Origin of the sequence: Sulfuricella denitrificans skB26 (assembly GCF_000297055.2) — a bacterium.
GTDB lineage: Bacteria > Pseudomonadota > Gammaproteobacteria > Burkholderiales > Sulfuricellaceae > Sulfuricella > Sulfuricella denitrificans.
The window spans coordinates 1,763,674-1,787,755 of record NC_022357.1; the positions used below are offsets into that span (position 1 = coordinate 1,763,674).

Below are 24,082 nucleotides of genomic sequence, written 5' to 3' on the forward strand. Positions count from 1 at the left end.
AATGTATTGCGTCAATTAGGGCGATTCTTTATGTTGGGCATCTGAGACTCAGATGATTGAGCGTTGGAAATGACAACCGATAATATCTATTGTTCCCAGTGTGGCGTTGCGGTAACTAACGAAGCCAAACATTGCTTCAAGTGTGGCAGCCCCATAGCGAAGCCATCCCTCTGGCCTTCAGAACCTTACCAGTTGGACGCAAAATTCAGGCACCGTGGCTCATCTTTACGCACTAAGCTCGACTACTCTTCGTATAGTCGTGTTTGGCTGCTTGACGGGGGATTTGAGAGGCTTCAAGTCTTTGTCAACGATCTTTGTGATTTGGCCCATGTAAAATCCTCCAAGGTGTCACCCTCCGAGAGCGCAAATCAGTGCTTCGACACAATCTCCGACATCCATTTCCCCCGCTATGACACCGATTTCTACCCGCCAGACGGCTATGAAAGCATCTTTGTCGAATTTCATGACATCACCCCAAGTCCGTTCGGAAATCTAGGCGTCAGGGAGGAAACTACGGATTTTGATCGCCCAATGCGTATCTTTCTAGGGCGAATTGAACATGCCTCCGATCATGGAAAGAACAATGTTTCAGAAACAGAGCCACCTCGACTAAGGAAATCGAAGTTGATTGAGAAATGGGGGATAGACGTTCACCACAGATTCATTAATCGTCAGCCAACCCCCAATTTCACTTACTCACTGACTGCACATAGCGTTGGCTTGCAAAGCGAGTATTCACCAAATTACAAAGGTTTGTTATCAGTTTTAGATTTGGTGCCAGTTACGGGAGGAGGTGAGTATTGTGTTGTTAAGGGAAAAAGTGTTACTAGCCTTCCGTTGGTGAAACAAGCGCTATCCAATGTCAATGGCACTATCATTTATGAGTTTGTGCATGAAGAGGAGTGGCAAACTTCACAGTGGATATGGAAGCCATTTATTGATGTCGATGTCAAGTCCGGCTGGTTCTCGTCAGAAAAGCGCCGAATATATTTGTAGTCACTCACAGGCGAACAACGCCCAGCGACAAGGCACCCCATCGGTCAACCTGACCGCCAGCAAGCTGAGATTACAGGTTTCCTCGCGCTTCTTGCTCCGGCGGCCGGTTGCCTCAAACCTTAATACGCAATAGGTAATCTAATGAACGAGACCATTCAGGAAATTCGAAAAGGTTACCTGAAAGCTTTTTCGGGACATATCGAAAATGCAGACGAAACTCCAATTTATTCGATGGATCTGGTGGTGTTTGGCCTTATGGACAGAAACATTGGACTTATCGAAGCGCTGCCGAAGCTAATAGAAGACGAGAATATTCATGCCCTCGCACCACTGTTGAGAGTTCAGTTAGACGGACTATTGCGCTTGCATGCGTTCAGGATGGTCGCAAAACCAAACGATTTAGCTGGTCAAGTGATTAAAGGTGTCGAACTACGTAAGTTAACTGACGATAAAGGAAACAAATTCACAGACCGCCATCTAGTAAATTCGCTTATGGCTGAACTACCGTGGGTAGAGTCAATGTACGATACCCTTTGTGGGTGGGTACATTTTTCGGAGACGCATATTTTTGCCGCAGCCTCAGAAGGGAAAGGTGAAGGGGTAATTGAAATTGGAATCGGCGGATTCAGAAAACGAGTCAAGCCTGAGCTATTTCAAGAAGCAATTGAAGCGACCAAGGCAATTCATAAGGCAACAATTGAAATAATAGAGGCGTATTTTGCATTGCCAAGAAACTTATAATAACTCGCTCGTCCAGACGTTTCGCTGCGATGCAACTCGGAACGCACAGTTTTATCATTTAATCATCACAAGCAAGGTCCAGTTACCAGATTTGTCTGAGCCGGCGAACCGGACAAAACAAGGGACTACAAAGATGTAGGCCCTTTTTTTACCCGGCAAGCACGGTCGCCACGAAAGGGCGCTCTTTACTCCGCCCCCTTCACCAGCACTTCACGATTCCCGTTGCTCTGCATCGTCGAAACCAGCCCGGCCTTTTCCATCTGCTCGATCAGCCTTGCCGCGCGGTTGTAGCCGATCCTGAGCTGGCGTTGCACCAGCGAGATCGAGGCGCGGCGCGATTTGAGCACCAGCGCCACGGCCTGATCGTACATCGGGTCGGATTCGGCGTCTCCGCCTGCTTCGCTGCCCTCGCCATCACTGGCCACTTCCGGCGCATCGAGGATACCTTCAACGTAATCTGGCGCGCCCAATGCTTTCAGATACTCGACTACTCTGTGTACTTCATGGTCAGCGACATAGGCGCCGTGCACGCGCTGCGGGTAACCCGTGCCGGGCGGCAGGTAGAGCATGTCGCCTTGGCCGAGCAGCGCTTCGGCGCCCATCTGATCGAGGATGGTGCGCGAGTCGATCTTGCTCGACACCTGGAAGGCGACGCGGGTCGGTATGTTGGCTTTGATCAGGCCGGTGATCACGTCCACCGACGGTCGCTGCGTCGCCAGCACAAGGTGGATGCCGGAGGCGCGCGCCTTCTGTGCCAGACGAGCGATCAGCTCCTCGACCTTTTTGCCCACCATCATCATCATGTCGGCCAGTTCGTCGATCAGCACCACGATAAAAGGCATTTCCTCCAGGGGTTCAGGGGCGTCCGGCGTGAGGCTGAAGGGGTTGGGCAGCTTCGTGCCTGATTTCTCAGCTTCGCGCACCTTCTGGTTGTAACCGGCCAGATTGCGCACGCCCAGCGAGGACATCAGGCGATAGCGCCGCTCCATCTCGGCGACGCACCAGTTGAGCGCGTTGGCAGCGTGTTTCATGTCCGTTACCACCGGCGCAAGCAGGTGGGGAATACCTTCATAGACGGATAGCTCGAGCATTTTCGGGTCGACCAAGATCAGCCGTACCTTGGCGGGATCGGCCTTGTAGACCAGGCTCAGGATCATGGCGTTGATCGCCACCGATTTACCCGAGCCGGTAGTGCCCGCCACCAGTACGTGAGGCATTTTTCCCAAGTCGGCCACCACTGCCTTGCCGGCGATGTCCTTGCCCATGGCGATGGTGAGCGGCGAAGCCATGTCGGCGTAAACCTTCGAGCCGAGAATCTCGCGCAGGCGAACCACCTGCCGCTTGGGGTTGGGAATTTCCAGCCCCATAAAGTTTTTGCCGGGGATGGTTTCCACCAAGCGGATGCTGACCACCGACAAGGCGCGTGCCAGATCCCTGACCAGGTTGGTGATCTGACTGCCCTTCACGCCTACCGCCGGCTCGATCTCGTAGCGCGTGATCACCGGGCCGGGGTAGGCGGCGATGACTTTTACCTCGACGCCAAAATCGGCCAGCTTGCGTTCGATCAGGCGTGAGGTGTATTCAAGGGTCTCCGGGCTGAGCGTTTCGGTATCGGCTTCCGCCTCGTCCAGCAGGTTCAGCGGGGGCAAGGGCGAATCCGGCAAGTTATCGAACAACGGCGCCTGCACCTCGCGCTCAGTGAGCGGAATCTGGGGAATGACCATCTGTGGCTGCTCGATGTGGACCGGCTTGTGGTCATCGACCCGCTTTTTCTCTTCTACGACTTCCTCGCGCTTGTTCAGCGCTACCGAGCCGGCGCGCCGATCCTGCCAGGCATCCCAGGTGCGAAAGATCCACTGAGCGCTGTTTTCCATGGCGCCGCCGAGACCTTCCATGAATTTCAGCCACGACATGCCGGTGAACAGGCTGAAGCCCACCGCCATGCTCAGCAACAATATCAAAGTAGCGCCGGTGAAGCCTATGCTGGTAGCCAGATAACTGCTGACCACCGATCCGAGCATCCCTCCCGGCGAAAGCGGAAGGACGGCTTTGAGGCTATATAGCCGCAACGCCTCCAGACCGCTGCTGGCAAGCAGGAGAATAACAAAACCGGCGACCGCAACGAACAGTGAGCGCCGGTCGGACGTACCTTTACTTTCGATGCGCCGGTAGCCCCACCAGACCACGTACAGGGAAAACACCACCCACCAGTAGGCTGAAAAACCGAATACATAAAGCAGCAAATCCGCCAACCAGGCGCCCAGAGCACCGCCGGCATTATGAACGGTAAGCATACTGCCGCTATGCGACCAGCCCGGGTCGGCATAGTCATAACTGAACAATACCAGCGTCAGATACAAGGCCAATACCATCACCGCCAGCCAGCGCGCCTCACGGAGCAGGCCGGACAATTTCGGCGAAAGCGGCTCGGGAGGAGCCCGGCGGTTCGAACCCCGCGTATTCAGGGAGGAAGTCTTATTCAGAAAGGCCATTGATATTTGATTTTCTTGTCGTTGCGCCCAGGTAAATTTTCTTGTCTGATCAAAAAAGTCAGCAAGAATTATAGCGCCATCATACCAAGAAGTGAGGCGTTCTAATCAACGACATTAAATGACTCCGGTGGCTGACCATTATCATTCTTTATTGTGCCCAAATTAACATTGAAAATTTGCCTATTCATTCAATACTATTTACTATTAGATTAATTCTAATTGCTAGATTTATTTTCATCCCTTAAGTGGCAATAAATCAGCCTTTGATATACCCTTACTTTTTTATGGAGAATGCTCAATATGTCCGTGAAACACTGCAAATTACTTATTCTTGGTTCCGGCCCAGCTGGCTACACCGCCGCCATTTACGCCGCCCGTGCCAACCTCAATCCCGTGATAATCACCGGCATGCAGCAAGGTGGCCAGCTCACTACCACCACCGAAGTGGACAACTGGCCCGCCGACGTAATGGGCGTGCAAGGACCGGAACTGATGGAGCGCTTCCAGAAACATGCCGAGCGCTTCAATACCGAAATCATTTTCGACCAGATCCACACCGCCAAACTGACCGAAAGACCCTTCACCCTGATCGGTGACACCGGCACCTTTACCTGCGACGCACTGATCATCGCCACCGGTGCCTCCGCCAAGTACCTCGGCCTGCCATCCGAACAGGCTTTCATGGGCAAGGGTGTGTCCGGCTGCGCGACCTGCGATGGTTTCTTCTACAAGAACCAGGACGTCGCCGTGGTCGGTGGCGGCAACTCCGCCATCGAAGAGGCGCTGTACCTGTCCAACATCGCCAAGCATGTCACGCTGGTACACCGCCGCGACACCTTCAAAGCGGAAAAGATCATGGTCGACAAACTGCACGACAGGATCAAGAACGGCAACATCAGCCTCGAAGCATTCTGCGAGCTGGATGAGGTGCTGGGTGACAAAACCGGCGTTACCGGGATGCGAATCAAGAACGTGAAGGATGGCAGCACCAAGGATGTGCAGCTGCAAGGGATTTTCATCGCCATTGGCCACAAGCCCAATTCTGATCTCTTCCAGGGGCAACTGAAACTGGAAGGCGGCTACATCGTCACCCAGGGCGGTAACACTGGCAATGCCACCCAGACCAGCATAGAGGGCGTTTACGCTGCCGGCGACATACAGGATCACATCTACCGCCAGGCCATCACCAGCGCCGGAACTGGTTGCCAAGCCGCACTTGACGCGGAGCGTTATCTCGACAATCTGGGCAAGTGACCGGAAAACGCAAAGCTCCCAAAGAAGACAAGGGGGGCGGCAAGACCACGCCGCCACCCTTGTCCGATGAGGAATCCAACCTCTTCCGCACCAGCATCGGCGACACCCGGCCATTGCCGGATAACGGCAAGACCTTTTTTCCTCCCCATCTCCCCTGGCCTGATCTCCGACGAAACCGAACTGACACAAATCCACTGCCGGCGGATGCCTTAAGCGACTATATCCCCCAGGAACTGACAGAAACCGGAGAGGAATTTTTCTTCCAGCGCCCTGGTGTGGCGCCTCTGACCATGAAGAGACTGCGCCGCGGCCACTGGGGAATTCAGGCAGAACTGGATCTGCACGGCATGACCAGCGACGAGGCCCGAGCCAGCCTGATCGAATTCCTCGACGAATGCAAACAACTCGGCCTGCGTTGCGTGCGTATAATTCATGGAAAGGGATTAAGCTCCAGAAACCGCGAACCGGTATTAAAGCTGAAGACAGCCAGTTGGCTGATGCAACGTGATGAGGTTCTGGCTTTCTGCCAGGCACGGCCGATGGATGGCGGCAGCGGCGCGGTGATCGTACTTCTCAAGGTGGCCCGGCGCTGATCTTGTCCTTCTCGCTGGATTTCGCAGCCTCCCTCCCTTACAATCTCTACCCTTCAGCAGTCCATACTTCGCCCCTACCATGATCGAAAATACACCTGATGCACTTGAGGTTTCCATTGTTGTTCCGATTTACAACGAGGAAGAGAACCTCGGCGAACTGTTGCGCCGAGTCCATGAGGCGATGGAACCCACAGGACGATCCTGGGAACTGATCTGCATTGATGATTGCTCGTCCGACACTTCCGCTACTCTGCTGGAACAATTCGCCACCACCCGTCCCTGGCTGCACCCGCTTTACCTGATTCGCAACTACGGCCAGTCGGCTGCGATGCAGGCCGGCTTCGACGCGGCTGCCGGTGCCGTGGTCGTCACCCTCGACGGCGACTTGCAGAACGACCCCGCCGACATTCCCGGCCTGCTGGACATGCTCGATCAGAGGCCGGAAATCGACATCATTTCCGGCTGGCGCAAAAACCGACAGGACCGTTACATCAACCGCAAGCTGCCATCGATGATCGCAAACGGCCTGATTTCCCGCATGACCGGCGTCCATCTGCACGATTACGGCTGCTCGCTCAAGGTTTACCGTAGCGAAAGCATCCGCGACGTCAAAATCTATGGCGAACTGCACCGCTTCATTCCGGCTCTCGCCGCTCAGTTCGGCGCCAAGGTTATCGAAGTACCGGTTTCCCATCATGCCCGCATGCACGGCCAATCCAAGTATGGCATCGACCGCACTCTGCGCGTGGTTCTCGACCTGCTCTGGGTGAAATTTCTGCTGCGCTTTTTGCACCGTCCGATGCACGCATTCGGCGGAGCCGGCATTACCTTGCTCCTGCCCGGCCTGTTGTCTCTGGGCGTTCTCGTGGTCGAGAAAGTGTTTCTCGGTGAAAACATCGGCGGTCGTCCGCTCCTGCTGCTCGGCGTGATGCTGACCCTGATGGGCGTACAACTCGTCGCCATGGGCCTGCTGGGCGAGATCTTGATTCGCATCTACCATGAGCCCGCGGGTCGGGCACAATATCTGTTGCGGGCCGCCCCGCGTCGGCGCGGGAAAGCGAACCCTACTTCCAAAACCGCCCCAGAGCCGAATTCTTGAGCAAAACCGGCATCAAGATACTTCGTTTTATCGCCGCGAGCTGCCTGCTCTCGGCCGTAATCTGGTACGCCAATCCGGCCAAGCTGGTCAAGACCCTGAGCAATGTGGAATTGCGCTGGTTCGCCTTAGCGGTAGCCGCCTCTATTCTGGCCAACATCGCCTCCGCCCTGCGCTGGGCACACATCGCCCGCCTTTTCAGCCTTACCGCACCAGCGTTTCCACTGATAGGCATCTATGGCCGCGGAGTGACGATCAACAACCTTCTTCCCGGTGCCACCCTCAGCGGCGACATGCTGCGTGCCTACCAGCTGCACAAGCTGGGTAACCCGCTCGGGCCATCCACGCTCAGCGTCGTGCTCGACCGCTTCAGCGGCCTCTGGGTGCTGTGCCTGGTCTCTGCCGTAGCGGCGGCATTATGGAGCGGCACGAACTCCCTGACACACGACCCTGCCCTGGCGCAAAAACTGATAATTTATGCTGCCCTGCTCGGCAGCCTGATTTTGCTGCCTTTCCTGCCGCTGCCACGATTAGAACCCAAAGGACAAAGCAAGCTGGATGGGCTGCTAAGATCATGGAACAGCCTGGCCCAGCAGCTGGCCTTGTTTCGCAACAACCTGCCCAAGATGGCGCTGCAATCGGTGATGGTTCAGATTTTTTCGTCGCTTGCGTTCTGGCTCGGCGGAATTTCGGTTGGACTGGATATCTCGTACTGGCTGGTGCTAGCTTTATGCGCGCCGGTATTCATCATCGCCGCCCTGCCAGTCGGCATCGGCGGATGGGGTACACGTGAATTCGCCGCAGTTCTGGTGTTCGGCTTCGCCGGCGTATCCGGCGAGATAGCCACCGCGACGGCCATACTGTACGGCCTGTGCGCCGTAATTCAGGGCATCCTCTACGCCCCTCTGTTCCTGTTATCAAGGGACTAGCATTTACCTTTGTTTTACCTTGCGACCCTTTGCGTCCTTTGCGGTAAAATGCTTTTTTCATTAACCAATCATTCGAGCCTTACTTGCAAGATTTTTCACGCCCCATTCCACTCACCCACTATGCCCTGCTCGCCGTCGCCGTGCTCGGCTGTTTCTTTATTGGAATCGGTGGTTTTCCCCTGTTCGATCTCGACGAGGGCGCTTTCGGCGAGGCCACGCGTGAGATGCTGGCGAGCGGCAATTTCCTGTCCACCACGCTCAACGGCGAGCCACGCTACGACAAGCCGATTTTAATCTACTGGCTTCAAGCAGCCAGCGTTTACCTGTTCGGCATCAAGGAATTCGCTTTCCGCCTGCCCTCTGCTCTGGCTGGCAGCGGCTGGGTGATATTCACCTATCTGTTCGTGCGCCGGGCGGCTAATGCACGGCAGGCCCTGGCAGCGGGCATCATCACCGCCAGCGCGCTGGCGGTTTCCATTATCGTCAAAGTGGCTACCGCCGATGCCCTGCTCAACCTGCTGATCAGCGCCACGCTGTTCAGCGCCTACCTGTTCCTGCGCTTTCACGAACGCAAATATCTGTATCTCGCCTTTGCTGCCATGGGCCTGGGGTTCCTGACCAAGGGTCCGGTTGCCGTAATTATTCCGGGCATAGTGACCTTCCTCTACAGCGCGCTGCGCAATGATCTCAAGGGTTGGCTGACGCTGGCGCTAAATTGGCGTGGCATTGCTCTGTTTATCACCATTGCTGCGCCGTGGTATGTGACGCAGTATCTGGTCGAAGGCGACGGGTTTTTTCGCGGATTTTTCCTCAAGCATAACGTCGACCGTTTCTCCGCGCCGATGGAAAGTCATGGCGGCAATTATTTTTATTATGTTCCCGTGCTGCTGCTGAGCGTGCTGCCCTACACCACGGTCTTGCTCAAAGCTTTTGCGCAATGGCGCCGCATCATCAAGGACGACTTGCAGCTTTTTCTCCTGCTGTGGTTCGTCACCGTCTTCGTAATTTTCTCGTTTTCTGGCACCAAGTTGCCCCATTACCTGATTTACGGCTATTCCGGCGTTTTTATCCTGATGGCGGCTTACCTGGATGAACTGCGCTCGCGCTTGCTCGCTTTCCTGCCGCTGGTGTTATTGCTTGCAGTGCTGCTGTCCCTGCCGCAACTGATCGAAGCCGCCATCCCCCATATCAACAAGCCCTATTACCGGGAAATGCTTGCTGCCACCCGGCAATCCTTGAGCAGCTGGTATTACCCCTTCTTTGCTGGATTCTCTCTACTCACCCTGTATTTCATGGTGGAGAAGCGATTCGCCCTGAGCGCCAAACTGCTGGCTAGCGGCGTCATCCTGGCAACCGGCTTTTCACTGCTGCTCCTGCCCCTATTCGGCGGCATGCAGCAGGGGCCGATCAAGGAAGCCGCGCTGCTGTCGCGCGACCGTGGCTACACGGTAGTGATGTGGGGGCTCAACATGCCGAGCTTCAGTGTCTACAGCCAGCGCATCGTGGAAAAACGTGACCCGCGCCGCGGCGATATCGTCATCACCCAAACCAACCGCCTGACCGAGCTGCGCGCCTATGAAACGCTCTACAGCAAGAACGGCATCGCCCTGATCAGGGTCAGCGAATAACGGCGTGAACTTCATCTCCCCCTCTCCTCTCCTCTCCCCCGAACCCTGTCGCATTTCCTGGCGCGAGCAGCGCGTCTGGCTGGTGCCGCTGCTCGCAGCCGCCGGCATGGTCGTACTCATTGCCAGCGACAGCAACCGCAGCCTGTTCCTGTATCTGAATAGCCTGGGCACGCTGGCCAGCGATGTGCTGTGGCAGAACCTGACCGTACTGGGCGGCACCCTGGCTGGCTTGACCATGCTGGCTCCGCTGATCGGACGCCGGCCGGATATCCTCTGGTCGCTCGCACTCGCCGTCATCCTTGCCACCCTGTGGGTGCATGGGCTGAAAGGCCCAATCGACGCGCTACGCCCGCCGGCGGTGATCCCCCCGGAATTGCTGCATGTCATCGGCCCGGCGCACCATTATGGCTCCTTCCCCTCGGGGCACAGCACCACGATTTTCACCGTAGCGGGCATCCTGAGTCTGTATCTCCGGCGCAGCGCCCTGATCTGGCTGGTGGTTGCGGCTGCCTTGCTGGTCGGCCTCTCCCGCATCGCGGTCGGCGTGCACTGGCCGCTCGACGTGCTGGGCGGTGCTTTCGGCGGTTGGCTTTCAGCAGTATTGGGCACCCTGCTCGCGCAGCGCTGGCGCTGGGGAGTCAGCCGTTCCGGAAAATGGATATTGGGGCTGGCACTGGCTACCTGCGCGCTGGCCCTGCTGATTTCGCCCGACACCAGCTATCCCGATGCGATCATACTGCAGCGGGGACTGGCGCTAGTCTGCCTGCTGCCGGTCTTCCTGCTGGCATTTAGCCGGTCTCGTTTATAATGCCAGCCAACGCTTTTTATACGGACATTGCATGGCTCCCGACTCGGTAAACAGACGACGCATTTGGATGCTTCTTGTCCTGATAATGACTGCGGTCTGGTTCGGCAATATCGAATATCGCAAGCTGGTCAGGCCGGACGAGGGGCGCTACGCGGAAATCGCCCGTGAAATGGCCGTCAGCGGTGACTGGATTACGCCGCGCCTGAACGACATCAAATATTTCGAAAAACCCGCGCTGCAATACTGGATCACGGCGGGAGCTTACCGCCTGTTTGGCGAACACCACTGGACTGCGCGGCTGTGGAGCGCGCTGTCCGGGTTTCTCGGCATCTTCTTCACCGCCTTCGCCGCTACCCGTTTGTTTGGTCGAGAGGCCGGCCTGTTAAGCGCCGCAGTGCTCGGCAGCAGCCTGCTGTATACCCTGATCGCCCACATGAACTCCCTGGATATGGGGATGACGTTTTTCATGGGCACTGCGCTGATGAGTTTCCTGCTGGCGCAACAGGATGGCGCCAGCAAACCCGCCAACCGCCTGTGGATGCACGTTACCTGGGCTGCCCTGGCATTTGCCGTCCTGAGTAAGGGATTGATGGGCATCGTTTTGCCAGGCGCAGTAATTGTTCTTTACACTTTGATCGAACGTGATTTCGGCTTGTGGAAAAAACTGCACCTGCTCAGCGGAATAGTGCTTTTCATGGCTATCGCAGCACCCTGGTTCATCGCGGTATCAATCGCCAACCCCGAGTTTTTTCATTTCTTCTTCATACATGAACATTTCGAGCGTTTCCTGACCAAAACCCACGGTCGCTACGAACCTTGGTGGTGGTTCATCCCCATATTGGTCGCCGGCATTCTGCCCTGGCTCATCACCCTGATTGACTCCCTGGTGTTCGCCTGGAAAGTTGAGCCGGCGGCAAAACAGCAATTCAAACCCAAACGATTCTTGCTGATCTGGGCGGTGTTCATTTTCGTTTTCTTTTCCCTCTCCGGCTCAAAACTCGCTTCCTACATCTTGCCGATCTTCCCAGCACTGGCCCTGCTGATCGGCGATCACCTCAGCCGCATCGACGGACGCCGCTTGTTCTGGCAGATACTGCCGGTGGCATTCCTGGCCGCGGCCGGCCTGTTGCTGGCCCCCAATACGGTGCGCTTTGCCGATAATGAACTGGCTCGGGGACAATACACCCTGTTCGCCAACTGGCTGCTGGCTGCATCCGCAATCTGGCTGGTCGGAACCGTATCTGCACTATTGCTGAGTTACCGCGATAAAGTGCGTAGCGCGATCGTGGTCCTCGCCTGCACCAGCCTGATCGCCGCCCAGGTTCTGCTGACCGGCCACGACAGCCTGTCAGCGACGCGCTCGGACTACGCCATTGCCGAGCAAATCAAGCCCCATCTGCGGCCCGGCGTGCCCTTCTACAGTTTGTCAGGGTACGACCAGACACTGACTTACTATCTCAAGCGCACCGTGACCCTGGTCGAATATCAGGACGAGATGGCCTTCGGCATCGCCCAGGAACCGGACAAATGGCTGCCAACCATCGAGTCTTTCAAGCAGGCTTGGATTCATCAGCCCTACGCCTTGGCAATCATGCCACATGCCACCTATCAACGACTCTCCCAACAAGGACTGCCGATGCGGGTTATCGCCCGCAGCGTTGACAAGACAGCGGTAACCACACCATGAACCTGCTCAGTTTTTCTCTGATTCTATTCGGCGTGCTGCTCAATGCCGCCGCCCAATTGCTGCTCAAGGCCGGCACCAATGCCGTCGGCCACTTCGCCTTCAGCCGCGACAACATCCTGCCGGTGGGCTGGCAGCTCGCCACCGAGCCGCATATCATGGGTGGTCTTACCTGCTACGTGATCAGCGTGGTGGTATGGATCATGGCGCTGTCTCGTGTCGAAGTCAGCATCGCCTATCCGATGCTGTCGATCGGCTACGTAGTAAATGCGCTCGCCGCACTGTGGCTTTTCGGCGAGGCTGTTTCGGTCACCCGCATGGCCGGCATCGGCATTATAATTGTCGGCGTTTATGTCGTTGCGCGCAGCTAACATATCAGGACTCGAAACTTTGAATTACTTGCCCTTTACCAAACCAACTCTCGACGAAGCCACCATTCAGGGCGTGGTCGAGGTGCTTCGCTCCGGCTGGCTGGCCACCGGCCCCAATGTGCAGGCTCTGGAAAAGGCGCTGTCGGACTATCTGGGCGGACGCATCGTGCGCACCCTCACCTCTGCCACCGGCGGGCTGGAAGTGGCATTGCAGGTGTGCGGCATTGGGCCGGGCGACGAGGTCATCACGCCGGCAATGAGCTTCGCTGCCACACCGAATGTGATCTTGCGGGTCGGCGCGAAACCGGTGTTTGTGGACGTCAATCTCGCCAGCCGCAACATTGATCTCAACCTGGTTGAAGCCGCGATCACGCCGAGAACGAAAGCCATCATGCCGGTGCATTTCGCCGGCCTGCCGGTAGACATGGATGCGCTTTATGACCTCGCTAAACGCCACAATCTGCGCGTGATCGAGGATGCCGCCCATGCCATCGGCTCTAGCTGGAAAGGTAAGCGCATCGGCAGCTTCGGCGACATTGTCTCGTTCAGCTTCCACCCCAACAAGAACATGACCACCATCGAGGGCGGCGCGCTGTCCTTCGCCGACGCAGAAGAGGTGAAGAAATTCGACCTGCTGCGCTTCCACGGTATTTCGCGCGATGCCGAAGGCAACATGGACGTCTCCGTCGCCGGCGGCAAGTACAATCTATCCGATGTGGCTGCGCGCGTCGGCGTCGGCCAGCTGCCGCTGCTGGACGGCTTCAATGCCAAGCGCAGGGATCTGGTTGCCCATTACTTCCAGCATTTCTCAACCGACCCGGCCTGCCTGCTGCCGTCGCGCGGTGACGAAGGACATAGCTGGCACATGTTCGCGCCGCTGCTGCCACTCGACCAGCTCAATCTCAGCCGCAAGCAGTTCATCGACGCGATGCACCAGCATGGGCTGGGGGTAGGTATCCACTACCCGGCGCTGCACCTGTTTAGCCTGTACCGCGGACTGGGCTGCAAGGAAGGCGACTTCCCCAACGCCGAACGCATCGGGCGCGAAACCGTCACCCTGCCGCTATTCCCGACGATGGAGCTCGTCGATGTGGAACGGGTCTGCGCCGCAGCCAAGGAAATCATCGAGACCGCCAAGAAATGAACCCTATCGAACTCTCCGTCATCGTCCCGGTATACAACGAGGAGCAAGGCCTGCATGCCCTGTTCGACCGGCTCTACCCTGCGCTCGACAAGCTCGGCGTTAGCTACGAGGTCGTCTTCATCAACGACGGCAGCCGCGACCGTTCTGCCGCGATCCTGCGCGAGCAGTTCCAGAAACGCCCTGACGTCACCCGCGTGGTGTTATTCAACGGCAACTTCGGCCAGCACATGGCGATCATGGCCGGCTTCGAGCACTGCCGCGGCCAGCGCATCGTCACCCTGGACGCCGATCTGCAGAACCCGCCGGAAGATATCGGCAAGCTGCTCGCCAAGATGGATGAAGGCCACGACTACATCGGCAGCATTCGGCGCATGCGCCAGGATAGCTGGTGGCGTGGCGTAGCTTCGCGTGCCATGAACCGACTACGCGAACGCATCACCCGCATCAAGATGACCGATCAGGGCTGCATGCTGCGCGCCTATAGCCGCGACATCATTGACGCCATCAATTCCTGTCAGGAGGGCAACACCTTCATTCCGGCGCTGGCCTACACCTTCGCGCAGAGCCCTGCGGAAGTGGTGGTGGGGCACGAGGAGCGCGCGGTGGGCGAATCGAAGTATTCACTGTACAGCCTGATCCGCCTCAACTTCGACCTGATGACCGGCTTCTCGGTGGTGCCGCTGCAGATATTCTCCTTCACCGGCATCATCGTTTCCCTGCTGTCGGCATTCTTCGTCGTCTTCCTGCTAATCCGCCGCATGATTGTCGGCCCTGAAGCAGAAGGACTGTTCACCCTGTTTGCCATCGCCTTCTTCCTGATCGGCATCACCCTGTTCGGCATCGGCCTGCTCGGCGAATACATTGGCCGGATTTACCAGCAGGTGCGACATCGGCCACGTTATTTGGTGCAAGCCATTCTGGAAAAATCCGAATGAGTCGAGCCGTCGTTTTCGCCTACCACAACGTAGGCGTGCGTTGCCTGTCGGTACTGCTCGCCCATGGCGTCGAAGTCCCGCTGGTAGTAACGCACACTGACAACCCGAACGAAAACATCTGGTTCGACAGCGTAGCCGAGCTTGCGGCGCTGCACAACATTCTGGTGATCACGCCGGACGACCCCAATACTCCCAAAGTGGTTGCGCAAATCCAGGCGCTCAATCCGGATTTCATTTTTTCCTTCTACTACCGCAACATGCTGAAGAAGGCGCTGCTCGACATTCCGTCGAGCGGCGCGTACAACATGCACGGATCGCTGCTGCCCCAATACCGCGGACGGGTGCCGGTAAACTGGGCGATCATCAAGGGCGAGCGCGAAACCGGCTCGACTCTGCATGTGATGAACGAGAAGCCGGATAACGGCGCCATCGTGGACCAGCAAGCCGTGCCGATCCTGCCCGACGACACCGCTCTGGAAGTATTCCAGAAAATCACCTGTGCCGCCGAGGTTGCGCTGAACCGCTGCCTGCCTAAGCTGCTGGCCGGTACGGCCCAGCTCCGGCCGCAGGACTTGAGCCAGGGCGGATATTTCGGCGGACGACGCCCAGAAGATGGTAAAATCGACTGGTTGCAAAGTGCGCAGACCATCCACAATCTGGTGCGCGCCGTGGCACCTCCTTACCCCGGTGCTTACACGCTGCTTGCCGGCAAGCCGGTTCGGGTGCTGAAAACCCTGCTTGAGCCGCAGCGTCAAAAACGTGCGGCTGAGCCGGTTTTTTATTGTGAGAATGGGCGCTACTACGCGGAATGCGGCGACGGGAAGATGCTGCGAATTTTGTCCTTCGAATTCGATGGCAAGATCATGACCGCCGATGAATGGATTTCAACCTACGGCTCTGACACCCTGCCGCTGGGTATATAGAATTTATTATTTTTGACTTAGGAAGAAAACGATGAAAAAAGTCCTGATCCTGGGCGTGAATGGCTTCATCGGCCATCACCTTTCCAAGCGCATCCTCGAGACGACCGATTGGGAAGTCTACGGCATGGACATGTACAGCGAGCGCGTCACCGAGCTGATGGACAACCCGCGCTTCAACTTCTTCGAAGGCGACATCACCATCAACAAGGAGTGGATCGAATACCACGTTAAGAAGTGCGACGTCATTCTGCCGCTGGTCGCGATAGCCACCCCGGCGACCTACGTCAAGGAACCGCTCAAGGTGTTCGAGCTGGATTTCGAGGCCAACCTGCCGATCGTTCGCCAGTGCGTGCAGTACGGCAAGCACCTGATTTTCCCCTCCACCTCCGAAGTTTACGGCATGTGCCGTGACGAGGAATTCGACCCGGAGAATTCCGAGCTGATTCTCGGCCCGATCAACAAGCCGCGCTGGATCTACTCATGCTCCAAGCAGTTGATGGACCGGGTGATTTTTGCCTATGCCATGAAGACCGAATTCAACTTCACCCTGTTCCGTCCCTTCAACTGGATCGGCGCCGGCCTGGACAACATCAACACTGCCAAGGAAGGCAGTTCACGCGTGATCACCCAGTTCCTCGGGCACATCGTGCGTGGCGAGGATATCAAGCTGGTGGATGGCGGCACGGCCAAGCGCTCCTACACCTACGCCTCGGATGGCATCGATGCGCTGATGAAAATCATCGAGAACAAGAACGGCGTGGCAACCGGCCAGATCTACAATATCGGCAACCCGTCCAACAACTACTCGGTGAAGGAACTGGCGAAGATGATGCTAGATCTCGCCATGGAATATCCGGAATATGCCGAGACCGCCAAGAAAGTGAACACGCTTGAAGTCACCTCCGCAGACTACTACGGCAAAGGCTACCAGGACGTGCAGAACCGCGTCCCGAAGATCGATAACACCATGAATGACCTCGGCTGGAAACCGTCGGTGACCATGGCGGATGCACTCAAGCATATCTATGAAGCTTATCGTGGCCAAGTTGCCGAAGCACGTAAACTGGTCGAGTAGTCTCAACAGTAAGGAGTGACGAGTGAGGGGTGAGGAGTAAAAGCCACACCACTAGACTCCTCACTCCTATCGCCTCACTCCTTACATGAAATTAGCCCTGAAAATCGATGTAGATACCTATCGTGGCACCCGCGAGGGTGTGCCGCGCCTGGTTGAAATCCTGAAAAAGCACCAGGCCGGCGCCACCTTTTTGTTCAGCCTTGGCACCGACCACACCGGCCGCGCTATCAAGCGGGTATTCCGCCCCGGCTTCATGAAGAAGGTGTCGCGCACCTCAGTGCTTGAACATTACGGCCTGAAGACACTGATGTACGGCACCCTGCTACCGGGACCGAATATCGGCAAGCGCTGCGCTCAAATCATGCAAACGGTCCGCGATGATGGTTTCGAGGTCGGCATCCACTGCTATGATCACATCAGGTGGCAGGATTATGTGTCGAAGAAAGATGCCGCCTGGACGGCGCGGGAAATGAAACTGGCTTGCGACCGCTTCGTAAAGATCTTCGGCGAGCCCGCCAAGGTCCACGGTGCCGCCGGCTGGCAAATGAATGTTCACGCGCTGCGCCTGGAGCAGCGGCTGGAGTTCGATTACTGTTCGGACACGCGCGGCACCCACCCTTTCATCCCGATGTGGAATGCGGAAATCGTCGCCTGCCCGCAGCTACCCACAACCTTGCCCACCCTGGACGAACTGATCGGTGTCGGCGACATCACCCCCGGCAACGTCGCTCAGCACCTGCTCGGCCTGACCGGAACCCCACCGCCCAGCGGTCACGTCTATACCCTGCACGCCGAGCTGGAAGGGATGAAACTGGCCAATGTGTTCGATGAACTGCTGACCGGCTGGAAAGCGCAGGGCTATGAACTGGTATCGCTCAAGGATTATTTCGCAAGCCTGAAGGGGGACGAACTGCCCCGGCATGAAGTAGTGATGGGGGAAATTCCCGGTCGCTCCGGTGTCCTGGCGTTTCAGAGCGACGAGTTTCTGGCTTAAACCTTCTCAATCAGGCACACCGCCTGCGCAGCAATTCCCTCGCCACGGCCGGTATAGCCCAGCTTCTCGGTAGTGGTCGCTTTGACGTTAACACAGCCCGCTTCCACGCCAAGGTCAGCAGCAATATTCGCCACCATCTGTTCAATATGCGGCGCCATCTTCGGGGCCTGGGCGATGATAGTGGCATCCAGATTAACCACGCCATAGCTCTTGCCTTTGACCAACCGCATGACCTCGCGCAGCAGATGACGGCTGTCGATGCCCTTGTAGCGCGGATCGGAATCGGGAAAATGACGGCCGATGTCGCCCAGCGCCACAGCACCCAGCAACGCATCGGAAATTGCGTGGAGTAGCACGTCGGCATCGGAGTGGCCAAGCAGGCCACGCTCGTAGGGAATTTCCACCCCACCGAGGATCAGCTTGCGCCCTTCCACCAACTGGTGGACGTCGAACCCCTGGCCGATTCTCATGCCTTGTCTCCCAGTATCAGTTCCGTCAGCTTGATGTCCTGCGGATAGGTCACCTTGAAATTGGTCATGTCGCCCACTACCAGTTTCGCCTGAAAACCCATACGTTCAATGGCCTGCGCCTCATCGGTCACTACTGCGCCATCCAGCAGCGACAGTGCGCGCTGCAGCAGGCCGTAGCGGAACATCTGGGGTGTCTGCGCCTGCCACAGCTTGTCGCGAGGCTCGGTGCGCAGGACGCGGCTATCGGCATCGGCCCGCTTCAGGGTATCCGCCACCGGCACCGCCAGCAGTCCACCGAAAGGATCTTCGCCGACCTCACCAATCAGGCGGTCGAGCAACTCTTCGCTCAAACCGGGCCGGGCTGCATCGTGAACCAGGACCCAGTCCTCAAAGTCGACCTCGTCGCGGATGGCATCCAGTCCATTGCGCACCGATTCAAAACGCTCCGCGCCACCGCAGTACAGTGGCTTGAGCTTGCCGGCAAAAGCGCTCCAATCGTACGATTTCCACAATTGATCTTCCGGTGCGAGTACCACATAGACACCGCTGATCACGGCATGACGGCACAAGGCCGCTACCGCGTAGTGAATCAGCGGCCTGCCAAGAACGGAAAGATACTGTTTGGGAGTTTCTCCCCCCATACGCGAACCGAAGCCGGCTGCAGGGATCAAAGCGTAATAATTTGGCATTGCTTTATAGAATTGACTATCTTGAATGTAAGGTTTAACAGATAACAGTTAATCGGTCTGGAGGTGTTATGAAACAGATTCGTCCCGCCGCTGTCGCCGGCGCATTCTACACCGGTGATCCGCGATCCTTGGCCAGCGAAGTTGCCGCCATGCTGGAAGAAGCGGAACAGCACATGGAAAAATCGGCCACTCTCCCCAAGGCGGTTATTGTACCCCATGCCGGCTACATTTATTCCGGGCCGGTTGCCGCCAGTGCCTATGCCCTGCTGGAACAGGGCAGAAACATTTACCGCCGTGTCGTACTGCTGGGCCCGGTGCACCGCGTGCCGGTTCATGGGCTCGCCTTGCCGAGCACGGAAGGCTTCGCCACCCCGCTCGGCGTGGTGCCGCTCGATCTCGATGCCATGGCGAAGATCGCTGGCCTGCCACAGGTGGTGGAATACGATGCGGCCCATGCCCTGGAGCATTCACTGGAAGTGCAACTTCCTTTTCTGCAAGCCGTGCTCGATGATTTCAAACTGGTTCCGCTGGCAGTAGGCGACGTCACCCCGCAAGAAGTTGCCGAGGTGCTGGAACGCCTGTGGGGCGGCCCGGAGACGCTGATCGTCATCAGCTCCGACCTGTCCCATTTCCTGACCTATCGCGAGGCGCAGCAAATCGACAGCACCACGGCACAGGCCATTCTCGATCTGCGCTGGCCGGTAAGCCATGAACAAGCCTGCGGGGGCACGCCGGTGAATGGGCTGCTGCTGGCCGCGCAACACCATCACCTCAAGCCGCGCCTGCTCAATCTGCGTAATTCCGGTGACACCGCCGGGGACAGAAGCAGGGTAGTTGGCTACGGGGCCTTTGCCTTCACCGAGGAGCATGCCGGTGTCCATTGAAAAAGGCCGAATTCTGATTCCGATCGCTCGTTCCACCATCTCACGCGCGTTGGGCCGCGAGATGCAAGCGAACGAGGATGCAGAATGGCTCAGGGAACTCGGCGCCTGTTTCGTTACCCTGACCCAGCATGGTGACCTGCGCGGCTGCATCGGCAGCCTGGAGGCGCACCGCCCGCTGCTGGATGACGTCAAGGCCAACGCCTATGCGGCAGCCTTCCGCGACACCCGCTTTTCGCCCCTTAGCCTGGCCGAGCTCGACTATACTGAAATCGAGATTTCCCTGCTTTCCACTATGCAGCCTATGATTTTCCACGATGAGATCGATGCACTTGCCCAGTTGCGGCCCGGTGTCGACGGCGTGGTATTCGAGTGCGCAGGCCGCCGCAGCACCTTCCTGCCGCAGGTATGGGAGCAATTGCCTGAATGCGGAATTTTCATGACCCACCTCAAGCGCAAGGCAGGCCTGCCGCCAGATTTCTGGGCGCCGGATGTGAAGCTGGCGCGCTACACGGTGAACAAATGGAAGGAATCGGAGCTGAAATGATCGCAAACACCCCTGCTCGCTGGTGGCACAAACTCGACGATGGGCGCATCCAGTGCGACCTGTGCCCGCGCGACTGCAAGCTGCAGGAGGGTCAGCGCGGCCTGTGCTTCGTCCGCATGGTGGAAAACGGCGAGATGGTGCTGGCTACCTATGGTCGCTCCTCCGGCTTCTGCATCGACCCGATCGAGAAAAAACCCCTCAACCATTTTTACCCCGGCACCAGCGTGTTCTCTTTCGGCACCGCGGGCTGCAATTTGGCCTGCAAGTTCTGCCAGAACTGGGACATCAGCAAAGCCAAGGACATGGATCGCCTGATGGATCAGGCCTCGCCCGAGGCGATTGCTGCCGCTGCGGAAAAACACGGCTGCAAGAGCGTGGCTTTCACCTACAACGATCCAGTGATCTTCGCCGAATATGCCATGGACACCGCCGATGCCTGCCATGCGCGCGGCATCAAGACCGTGGCGGTCACCGCCGGCTACATCCATGAGCAGGCGCGGCGTGAATTCTACGCCAAGATAGACGCCGCCAACGTCGATCTCAAAGGTTTCACCGACGACTTCTACCACAAGCTATGCGCGGGCCATCTGCAGCCGGTCCTCGACACCCTAGTTTACCTGAGGCGTGAAACTAATGTCTGGTTCGAGATCACCACCCTGCTCATCCCCGGGCAAAACGACACGGACGAGGAACTCACCGCCCTGAGCCGCTGGGTATTCAAGGAACTGGGTGCGGATGTGCCGCTGCATTTTTCGGCCTTCCATCCTGACTACAAGATGATGGATGTGCCGGCTACGCCTTCCGCTACGCTGACTCGTGCACGACGCATCGCCATGAAGGAAGGCCTGCGTTACGTCTATACCGGCAACGTACATGACCCGGAAGGCGACACCACGTTTTGCCCATCGTGCAAGAAAGTCCTGATCGAACGAGACTGGTACCAGATCAACGCCTACCGCCTGACCGATGACGGCCATTGTCCGAAGTGTAGCGCGGCGATTGCCGGGCGCTTCGAAAAATTCGTCGAAGCATTCGGCTCGCGCCGCATCCCGGTTGTGATGAGCGCTTTTCATCCTGCACCATGATTTCCAGACAGGTGAAAATTCCCGCCGGGCCATCCGGCACGATCAGCGTGGAAGGCATGTTGGAACTGCCCGAATATGCGACTGGGGTGGTACTTTTTGCACACAGCAGTGGCAGTAGCCGCCTCAGCCCGAGGAACAACACTGTCGCGCGCGTGCTACGCGACGCTGGCCTGGGCACACTGTTGATCGACCTGCTGACGCAGCATGAAGATACGGATTACGCCACCCGCTTCGACATCCCGCTTCTGACTCAACGGCTGCTGGCCGCAACCCGCTGGCTGCAAAGCGAGCCGGCCACGCTATCCCTCGCCATCGGCCATTTCGGCGCCAGCACCGGCGCGGCGGCGGCTTTACAGGCTGCCGCAGAAGATGGGAAGAATATCACCGCCGTGGTTTCTCGTGGCGGACGCCCCGACCTTGCGGGAGAAGAAGCCCTGAACAGGGTCACCGCCCCGACCCTGCTGATCGTGGGCGGTTTGGACGACGTCGTGATCGGCCTCAACCAGGCAGCCCACCGCTCACTGCGCTGCGAAAAGGAGTTAATTGTTATCCCCGGCGCCACTCACTTGTTCGAGGAGCCGGGCACGCTGGAACAGGTCGCAAAGCATGCTGCCAACTGGTTCGGCAAATTCATGCCGCATTCTGGCGCAGAATCGCGATAACCTCTTCGTCCTCAACCTGCGGAAAATCCATGTAGAACTGCCCCACCGCCTGGAACCACTCTGGTGCTTCAAGGCACACCACCTCGTCAGCGTAGCTCGCCACCTTTTCCAGCGTGTCCGGCGGAGAAACAGGCACGGCGCAAATCAGCTTGGCCGGATTCTTCGCGCGCAGAGCATGCAGCGCTGAAATCATGGTCGCACCGGTAGCCAGACCATCGTCGAGCACGATCACGATGCGCCCTACCGGATCGATCGGCGGCCTGATAGGCGTATATTGCGCACGACGGTTACGCATGGTTTCCAGCTGCGTCTTCTTCTCGGCTTCGAGGTATTCCGGCGTAGCGCCCGCCTGCTCCGCATAATCCGCGATATAGGTCCAACCGCATTCATCGATGGAACCGACGGCGAATTCCGGATTGTAAGGCGCACGCAGCTTCCTCACCAGCACCACATCCACATCCCCCCCAAGGGCTGTGGCGACGACATTGGCCATCGGCACGGCACCACGCGGAATCGCCAGCACCAGTGGATTCTTCCCTTTATAGTCAGAAAGACGCTCCGCCAGGCGGTGAGCTGCTTCGTTACGGTCACGAAATGGCATAGTGCCTCCTTGATTAAATTCTAGTCATTTTCAGGAGGTTTTCTTGACGAAAAGACAGTAATCATTAAAATACCCACATCCCCTCATAAGTAAGAATGATGCCCTCCTACAAAACTTTCCTGCTCGGCGGATTCCTGTTGTTTGCTAGCATGGCTAGCACAGCCGACGGCTTTGGCGCTGCAGTGCCCCAACAAACCGCATTCGCCAGTTCGATCGACAAAGCGTCGGAAACGCTGATGTATGCGCTGAGCCTGGTGGGAGTCAATTACAAGTACGGTGGGAAGTCACCTGAAACCGGTCTGGATTGCAGCGGCTTCGTCAGCCACGTCTACCAGCAAGCCGCCGGTCTGATTTTGCCGCACAACGCCCGCGCCATCAGCCTGTTCGGCCAGAAAATCGCCATTTCAGAACTCCAGCCCGGCGACCTGGTGTTCTTCAATACCATGCGCCACACCTACTCCCACGTCGGCATTTACCTCGGTGAAAACAAGTTCGTTCACGCCTCGGTGACCGGGCGCGGCGTCGAAGTCGTCGACATGAAGGAAAACTACTGGGTCAAGCGTTTCAACGGTGCCCGCCGTGTAGTTACTTCCCGCTTGCCTTTTGCTGCAGCTTCGAACGAATAAGCGGCAGTGCGGCTAGCGCCGCTTTCTCCCCCTCCATGATGGCCAGATGCTTCTGGTCAAACTCGGTTGCACCAATCATGCCGGTTTGCGGCCGGATTACTACGTCTGCTTCGGCCAGTTCATAGCGCCCGATAGTCTGTCCCATGATGCTGAAGGCCTGCAGGAAGATATCGATGGTATCGTTGAGCCGGACATTCTTCGGTTTGCCCGAGATATCTACTGCGATCACGATATCCGCCCCCATATTAAGTGCAGCCCTGACCGGGATCGGGCTAACTAGGCCGCCGTCCACATATTCCCTGCCCTCGATTTTGACCGGCTGGAACACACCAGGAATGCTGCTCGATGCACGCACCGCCATGCCAGTATTGCCACGACGGAACACCGCCATCTCGCCGGTCTGCAATTCAGTGGCGACAGCAGCAAATGGCTTACTCAGCCGCTCGATGGGGCGGTTCTGCAACGCCTTGTTGATAAAATTCTGCAGCATTTCACCCTTGATGAAGCCCCGGTCCGGCAGCACCCAATCCCCCACGCTTTCCTGTTCCAGCTGAAAAGCAATTTTCTGCAGCTCGAATCCGCTGTAACCACCGGCATACAGCGCCCCGACCACGCTGCCGGCACTGGTCCCCACCACCATGTCAGGCACGATGCCATGCGCCTCCAGCGTCTTGATCACGCCAATGTGGGCAAACCCGCGCACTGCGCCACCGCCCAGCACCAGCACGATTTTCGGCGGCAGCCTGGCGATGGGCTGAACTTTGGGGAGGGATGTTTCGGCGGTTGACGGTAGTAATGCACAGCCAGAAAGGATCAGTACCAACAGAAAGAAAGCTCGTGTGAACATGAAATCGCAAT

25 protein-coding genes are annotated in these 24,082 nt (G+C 57.5%); 20 read left to right on the forward strand and 5 right to left on the reverse strand.

Going from position 1 to position 24,082, the window contains the following annotated elements; genetic code table 11:
* Positions 1-69 precede the first annotated feature (69 nt).
* Positions 70-996 carry a zinc ribbon domain-containing protein gene (locus SCD_RS08615; RefSeq protein ID WP_041673411.1) on the forward strand — a complete coding sequence of 309 codons (927 nt, stop codon included), beginning with the start codon at positions 70-72 and terminating at the stop codon, positions 994-996.
* A 141-nt stretch (positions 997-1,137) separates the two neighbouring features.
* Positions 1,138-1,737, forward strand: a complete 600-nt coding sequence (locus SCD_RS08620; RefSeq protein ID WP_009204748.1) for a hypothetical protein — start codon at positions 1,138-1,140, stop codon at positions 1,735-1,737.
* Positions 1,738-1,922: 185 nt separating this feature from the next.
* On the opposite strand, the gene SCD_RS08625 is transcribed toward SCD_RS08620, so the two are convergent.
* Complete coding sequence (locus tag SCD_RS08625) at positions 1,923-4,229, reverse strand: DNA translocase FtsK (protein WP_009204749.1); 2,307 nt, start codon at positions 4,227-4,229, stop codon at positions 1,923-1,925.
* Between the two features lie 300 nt (positions 4,230-4,529).
* Here SCD_RS08625 and trxB point away from each other — a divergent pair, with 300 nt between their 5' ends.
* From trxB to SCD_RS08690, 13 genes are all read left to right on the forward strand, one after another.
* Entirely contained in the window at positions 4,530-5,483 is a 954-nt protein-coding gene (gene trxB / locus SCD_RS08630) for a thioredoxin-disulfide reductase (RefSeq protein ID WP_009204750.1), read from the forward strand.
* Complete coding sequence (locus tag SCD_RS16635; RefSeq protein WP_009204751.1) at positions 5,480-6,076, forward strand: Smr/MutS family protein; 597 nt, start codon at positions 5,480-5,482, stop codon at positions 6,074-6,076. Before trxB ends, SCD_RS16635 begins: the two co-directional genes overlap by 4 nt.
* Positions 6,077-6,155: 79 nt before the next feature.
* A complete protein-coding gene (locus SCD_RS08640; RefSeq protein ID WP_009204752.1) occupies positions 6,156-7,175 on the forward strand; it encodes a glycosyltransferase family 2 protein in 1,020 nt (339 codons plus the stop codon).
* Entirely contained in the window at positions 7,172-8,101 is a 930-nt protein-coding gene (locus SCD_RS08645; RefSeq protein ID WP_009204753.1) for a lysylphosphatidylglycerol synthase transmembrane domain-containing protein, read from the forward strand. Before SCD_RS08640 ends, SCD_RS08645 begins: the two co-directional genes overlap by 4 nt.
* 83 nt (positions 8,102-8,184) lie before the next feature.
* Positions 8,185-9,729: an ArnT family glycosyltransferase gene (locus SCD_RS08650; RefSeq protein ID WP_009204754.1), complete on the forward strand. Its 1,545-nt coding sequence runs from the start codon at positions 8,185-8,187 to the stop codon at positions 9,727-9,729.
* A gap of 4 nt (positions 9,730-9,733) precedes the next feature.
* Positions 9,734-10,537: a phosphatase PAP2 family protein gene (locus tag SCD_RS08655; RefSeq protein WP_009204755.1), complete on the forward strand. Its 804-nt coding sequence runs from the start codon at positions 9,734-9,736 to the stop codon at positions 10,535-10,537.
* Positions 10,538-10,622: 85 nt separating this feature from the next.
* Positions 10,623-12,224, forward strand: coding sequence for a glycosyltransferase family 39 protein (locus SCD_RS08660; protein WP_009204756.1), 1,602 nt, complete (start codon positions 10,623-10,625; stop codon positions 12,222-12,224).
* A complete protein-coding gene (locus tag SCD_RS08665) occupies positions 12,221-12,592 on the forward strand; it encodes an SMR family transporter (protein WP_009204757.1) in 372 nt (123 codons plus the stop codon). The genes SCD_RS08660 and SCD_RS08665 overlap by 4 nt, the downstream gene beginning before the upstream one ends.
* A gap of 19 nt (positions 12,593-12,611) precedes the next feature.
* On the forward strand, positions 12,612-13,736 hold the full coding sequence (locus SCD_RS08670) for a DegT/DnrJ/EryC1/StrS family aminotransferase (RefSeq protein ID WP_009204758.1): 1,125 nt from the start codon (positions 12,612-12,614) through the stop codon (positions 13,734-13,736).
* Positions 13,733-14,671, forward strand: a complete 939-nt coding sequence (locus SCD_RS08675) for a glycosyltransferase (RefSeq protein WP_009204759.1) — start codon at positions 13,733-13,735, stop codon at positions 14,669-14,671. The genes SCD_RS08670 and SCD_RS08675 overlap by 4 nt, the downstream gene beginning before the upstream one ends.
* Complete coding sequence (locus SCD_RS08680; protein ID WP_009204760.1) at positions 14,668-15,594, forward strand: formyltransferase; 927 nt, start codon at positions 14,668-14,670, stop codon at positions 15,592-15,594. The genes SCD_RS08675 and SCD_RS08680 overlap by 4 nt, the downstream gene beginning before the upstream one ends.
* Before the next feature lie 31 nt (positions 15,595-15,625).
* Positions 15,626-16,669 (forward strand): bifunctional UDP-4-keto-pentose/UDP-xylose synthase, encoded by a 1,044-nt coding sequence (locus SCD_RS08685; RefSeq protein ID WP_009204761.1) that lies wholly within the window; start codon positions 15,626-15,628, stop codon positions 16,667-16,669.
* 85 nt (positions 16,670-16,754) lie between these two features.
* Positions 16,755-17,663, forward strand: a complete 909-nt coding sequence (locus tag SCD_RS08690; RefSeq protein WP_009204762.1) for a polysaccharide deacetylase family protein — start codon at positions 16,755-16,757, stop codon at positions 17,661-17,663.
* Here SCD_RS08690 and ispF read toward each other — a convergent pair.
* Together ispF and ispD are read right to left on the reverse strand one after the other, a co-directional pair.
* Complete coding sequence (gene ispF, locus SCD_RS08695) at positions 17,660-18,133, reverse strand: 2-C-methyl-D-erythritol 2,4-cyclodiphosphate synthase (RefSeq protein ID WP_009204763.1); 474 nt, start codon at positions 18,131-18,133, stop codon at positions 17,660-17,662. The two genes, SCD_RS08690 and ispF, sit on opposite strands and share 4 nt — an antisense overlap.
* Positions 18,130-18,822: a 2-C-methyl-D-erythritol 4-phosphate cytidylyltransferase gene (gene ispD / locus SCD_RS08700; protein ID WP_009204764.1), complete on the reverse strand. Its 693-nt coding sequence runs from the start codon at positions 18,820-18,822 to the stop codon at positions 18,130-18,132. The genes ispF and ispD overlap by 4 nt, the downstream gene beginning before the upstream one ends.
* Positions 18,823-18,890: 68 nt before the next feature.
* On the opposite strand from ispD, the gene amrB reads away from it, so the two are divergent.
* Genes amrB through SCD_RS08720 form a run of 4 tightly spaced genes read left to right on the forward strand, consistent with a single transcriptional unit; the run spans position 18,891 to position 21,997 of the window.
* Entirely contained in the window at positions 18,891-19,706 is an 816-nt protein-coding gene (amrB, locus tag SCD_RS08705; protein ID WP_009204765.1) for an AmmeMemoRadiSam system protein B, read from the forward strand.
* Positions 19,690-20,250, forward strand: a complete 561-nt coding sequence (amrA, locus tag SCD_RS08710) for an AmmeMemoRadiSam system protein A (protein ID WP_041673412.1) — start codon at positions 19,690-19,692, stop codon at positions 20,248-20,250. The genes amrB and amrA overlap by 17 nt, the downstream gene beginning before the upstream one ends.
* Positions 20,247-21,335 carry an AmmeMemoRadiSam system radical SAM enzyme gene (gene amrS, locus SCD_RS08715; RefSeq protein WP_009204767.1) on the forward strand — a complete coding sequence of 363 codons (1,089 nt, stop codon included), beginning with the start codon at positions 20,247-20,249 and terminating at the stop codon, positions 21,333-21,335. Before amrA ends, amrS begins: the two co-directional genes overlap by 4 nt.
* The gene (locus SCD_RS08720; RefSeq protein WP_009204768.1) at positions 21,332-21,997 is read left to right on the forward strand and encodes a dienelactone hydrolase family protein; all 666 of its coding nucleotides are present in this window, start codon (positions 21,332-21,334) and stop codon (positions 21,995-21,997) included. Before amrS ends, SCD_RS08720 begins: the two co-directional genes overlap by 4 nt.
* Here the strand turns inward: SCD_RS08720 and SCD_RS08725 are convergent.
* Positions 21,966-22,598: a phosphoribosyltransferase gene (locus tag SCD_RS08725; protein WP_009204769.1), complete on the reverse strand. Its 633-nt coding sequence runs from the start codon at positions 22,596-22,598 to the stop codon at positions 21,966-21,968. The genes SCD_RS08720 and SCD_RS08725 overlap by 32 nt on opposite strands.
* A gap of 95 nt (positions 22,599-22,693) precedes the next feature.
* Here SCD_RS08725 and SCD_RS08730 point away from each other — a divergent pair, with 95 nt between their 5' ends.
* On the forward strand, positions 22,694-23,224 hold the full coding sequence (locus SCD_RS08730; protein ID WP_009204770.1) for a C40 family peptidase: 531 nt from the start codon (positions 22,694-22,696) through the stop codon (positions 23,222-23,224).
* Here SCD_RS08730 and SCD_RS08735 read toward each other — a convergent pair.
* Positions 23,184-24,071, reverse strand: coding sequence for a patatin-like phospholipase family protein (locus SCD_RS08735; RefSeq protein WP_023506916.1), 888 nt, complete (start codon positions 24,069-24,071; stop codon positions 23,184-23,186). The two genes, SCD_RS08730 and SCD_RS08735, sit on opposite strands and share 41 nt — an antisense overlap.
* Positions 24,072-24,082 lie beyond the last annotated feature (11 nt).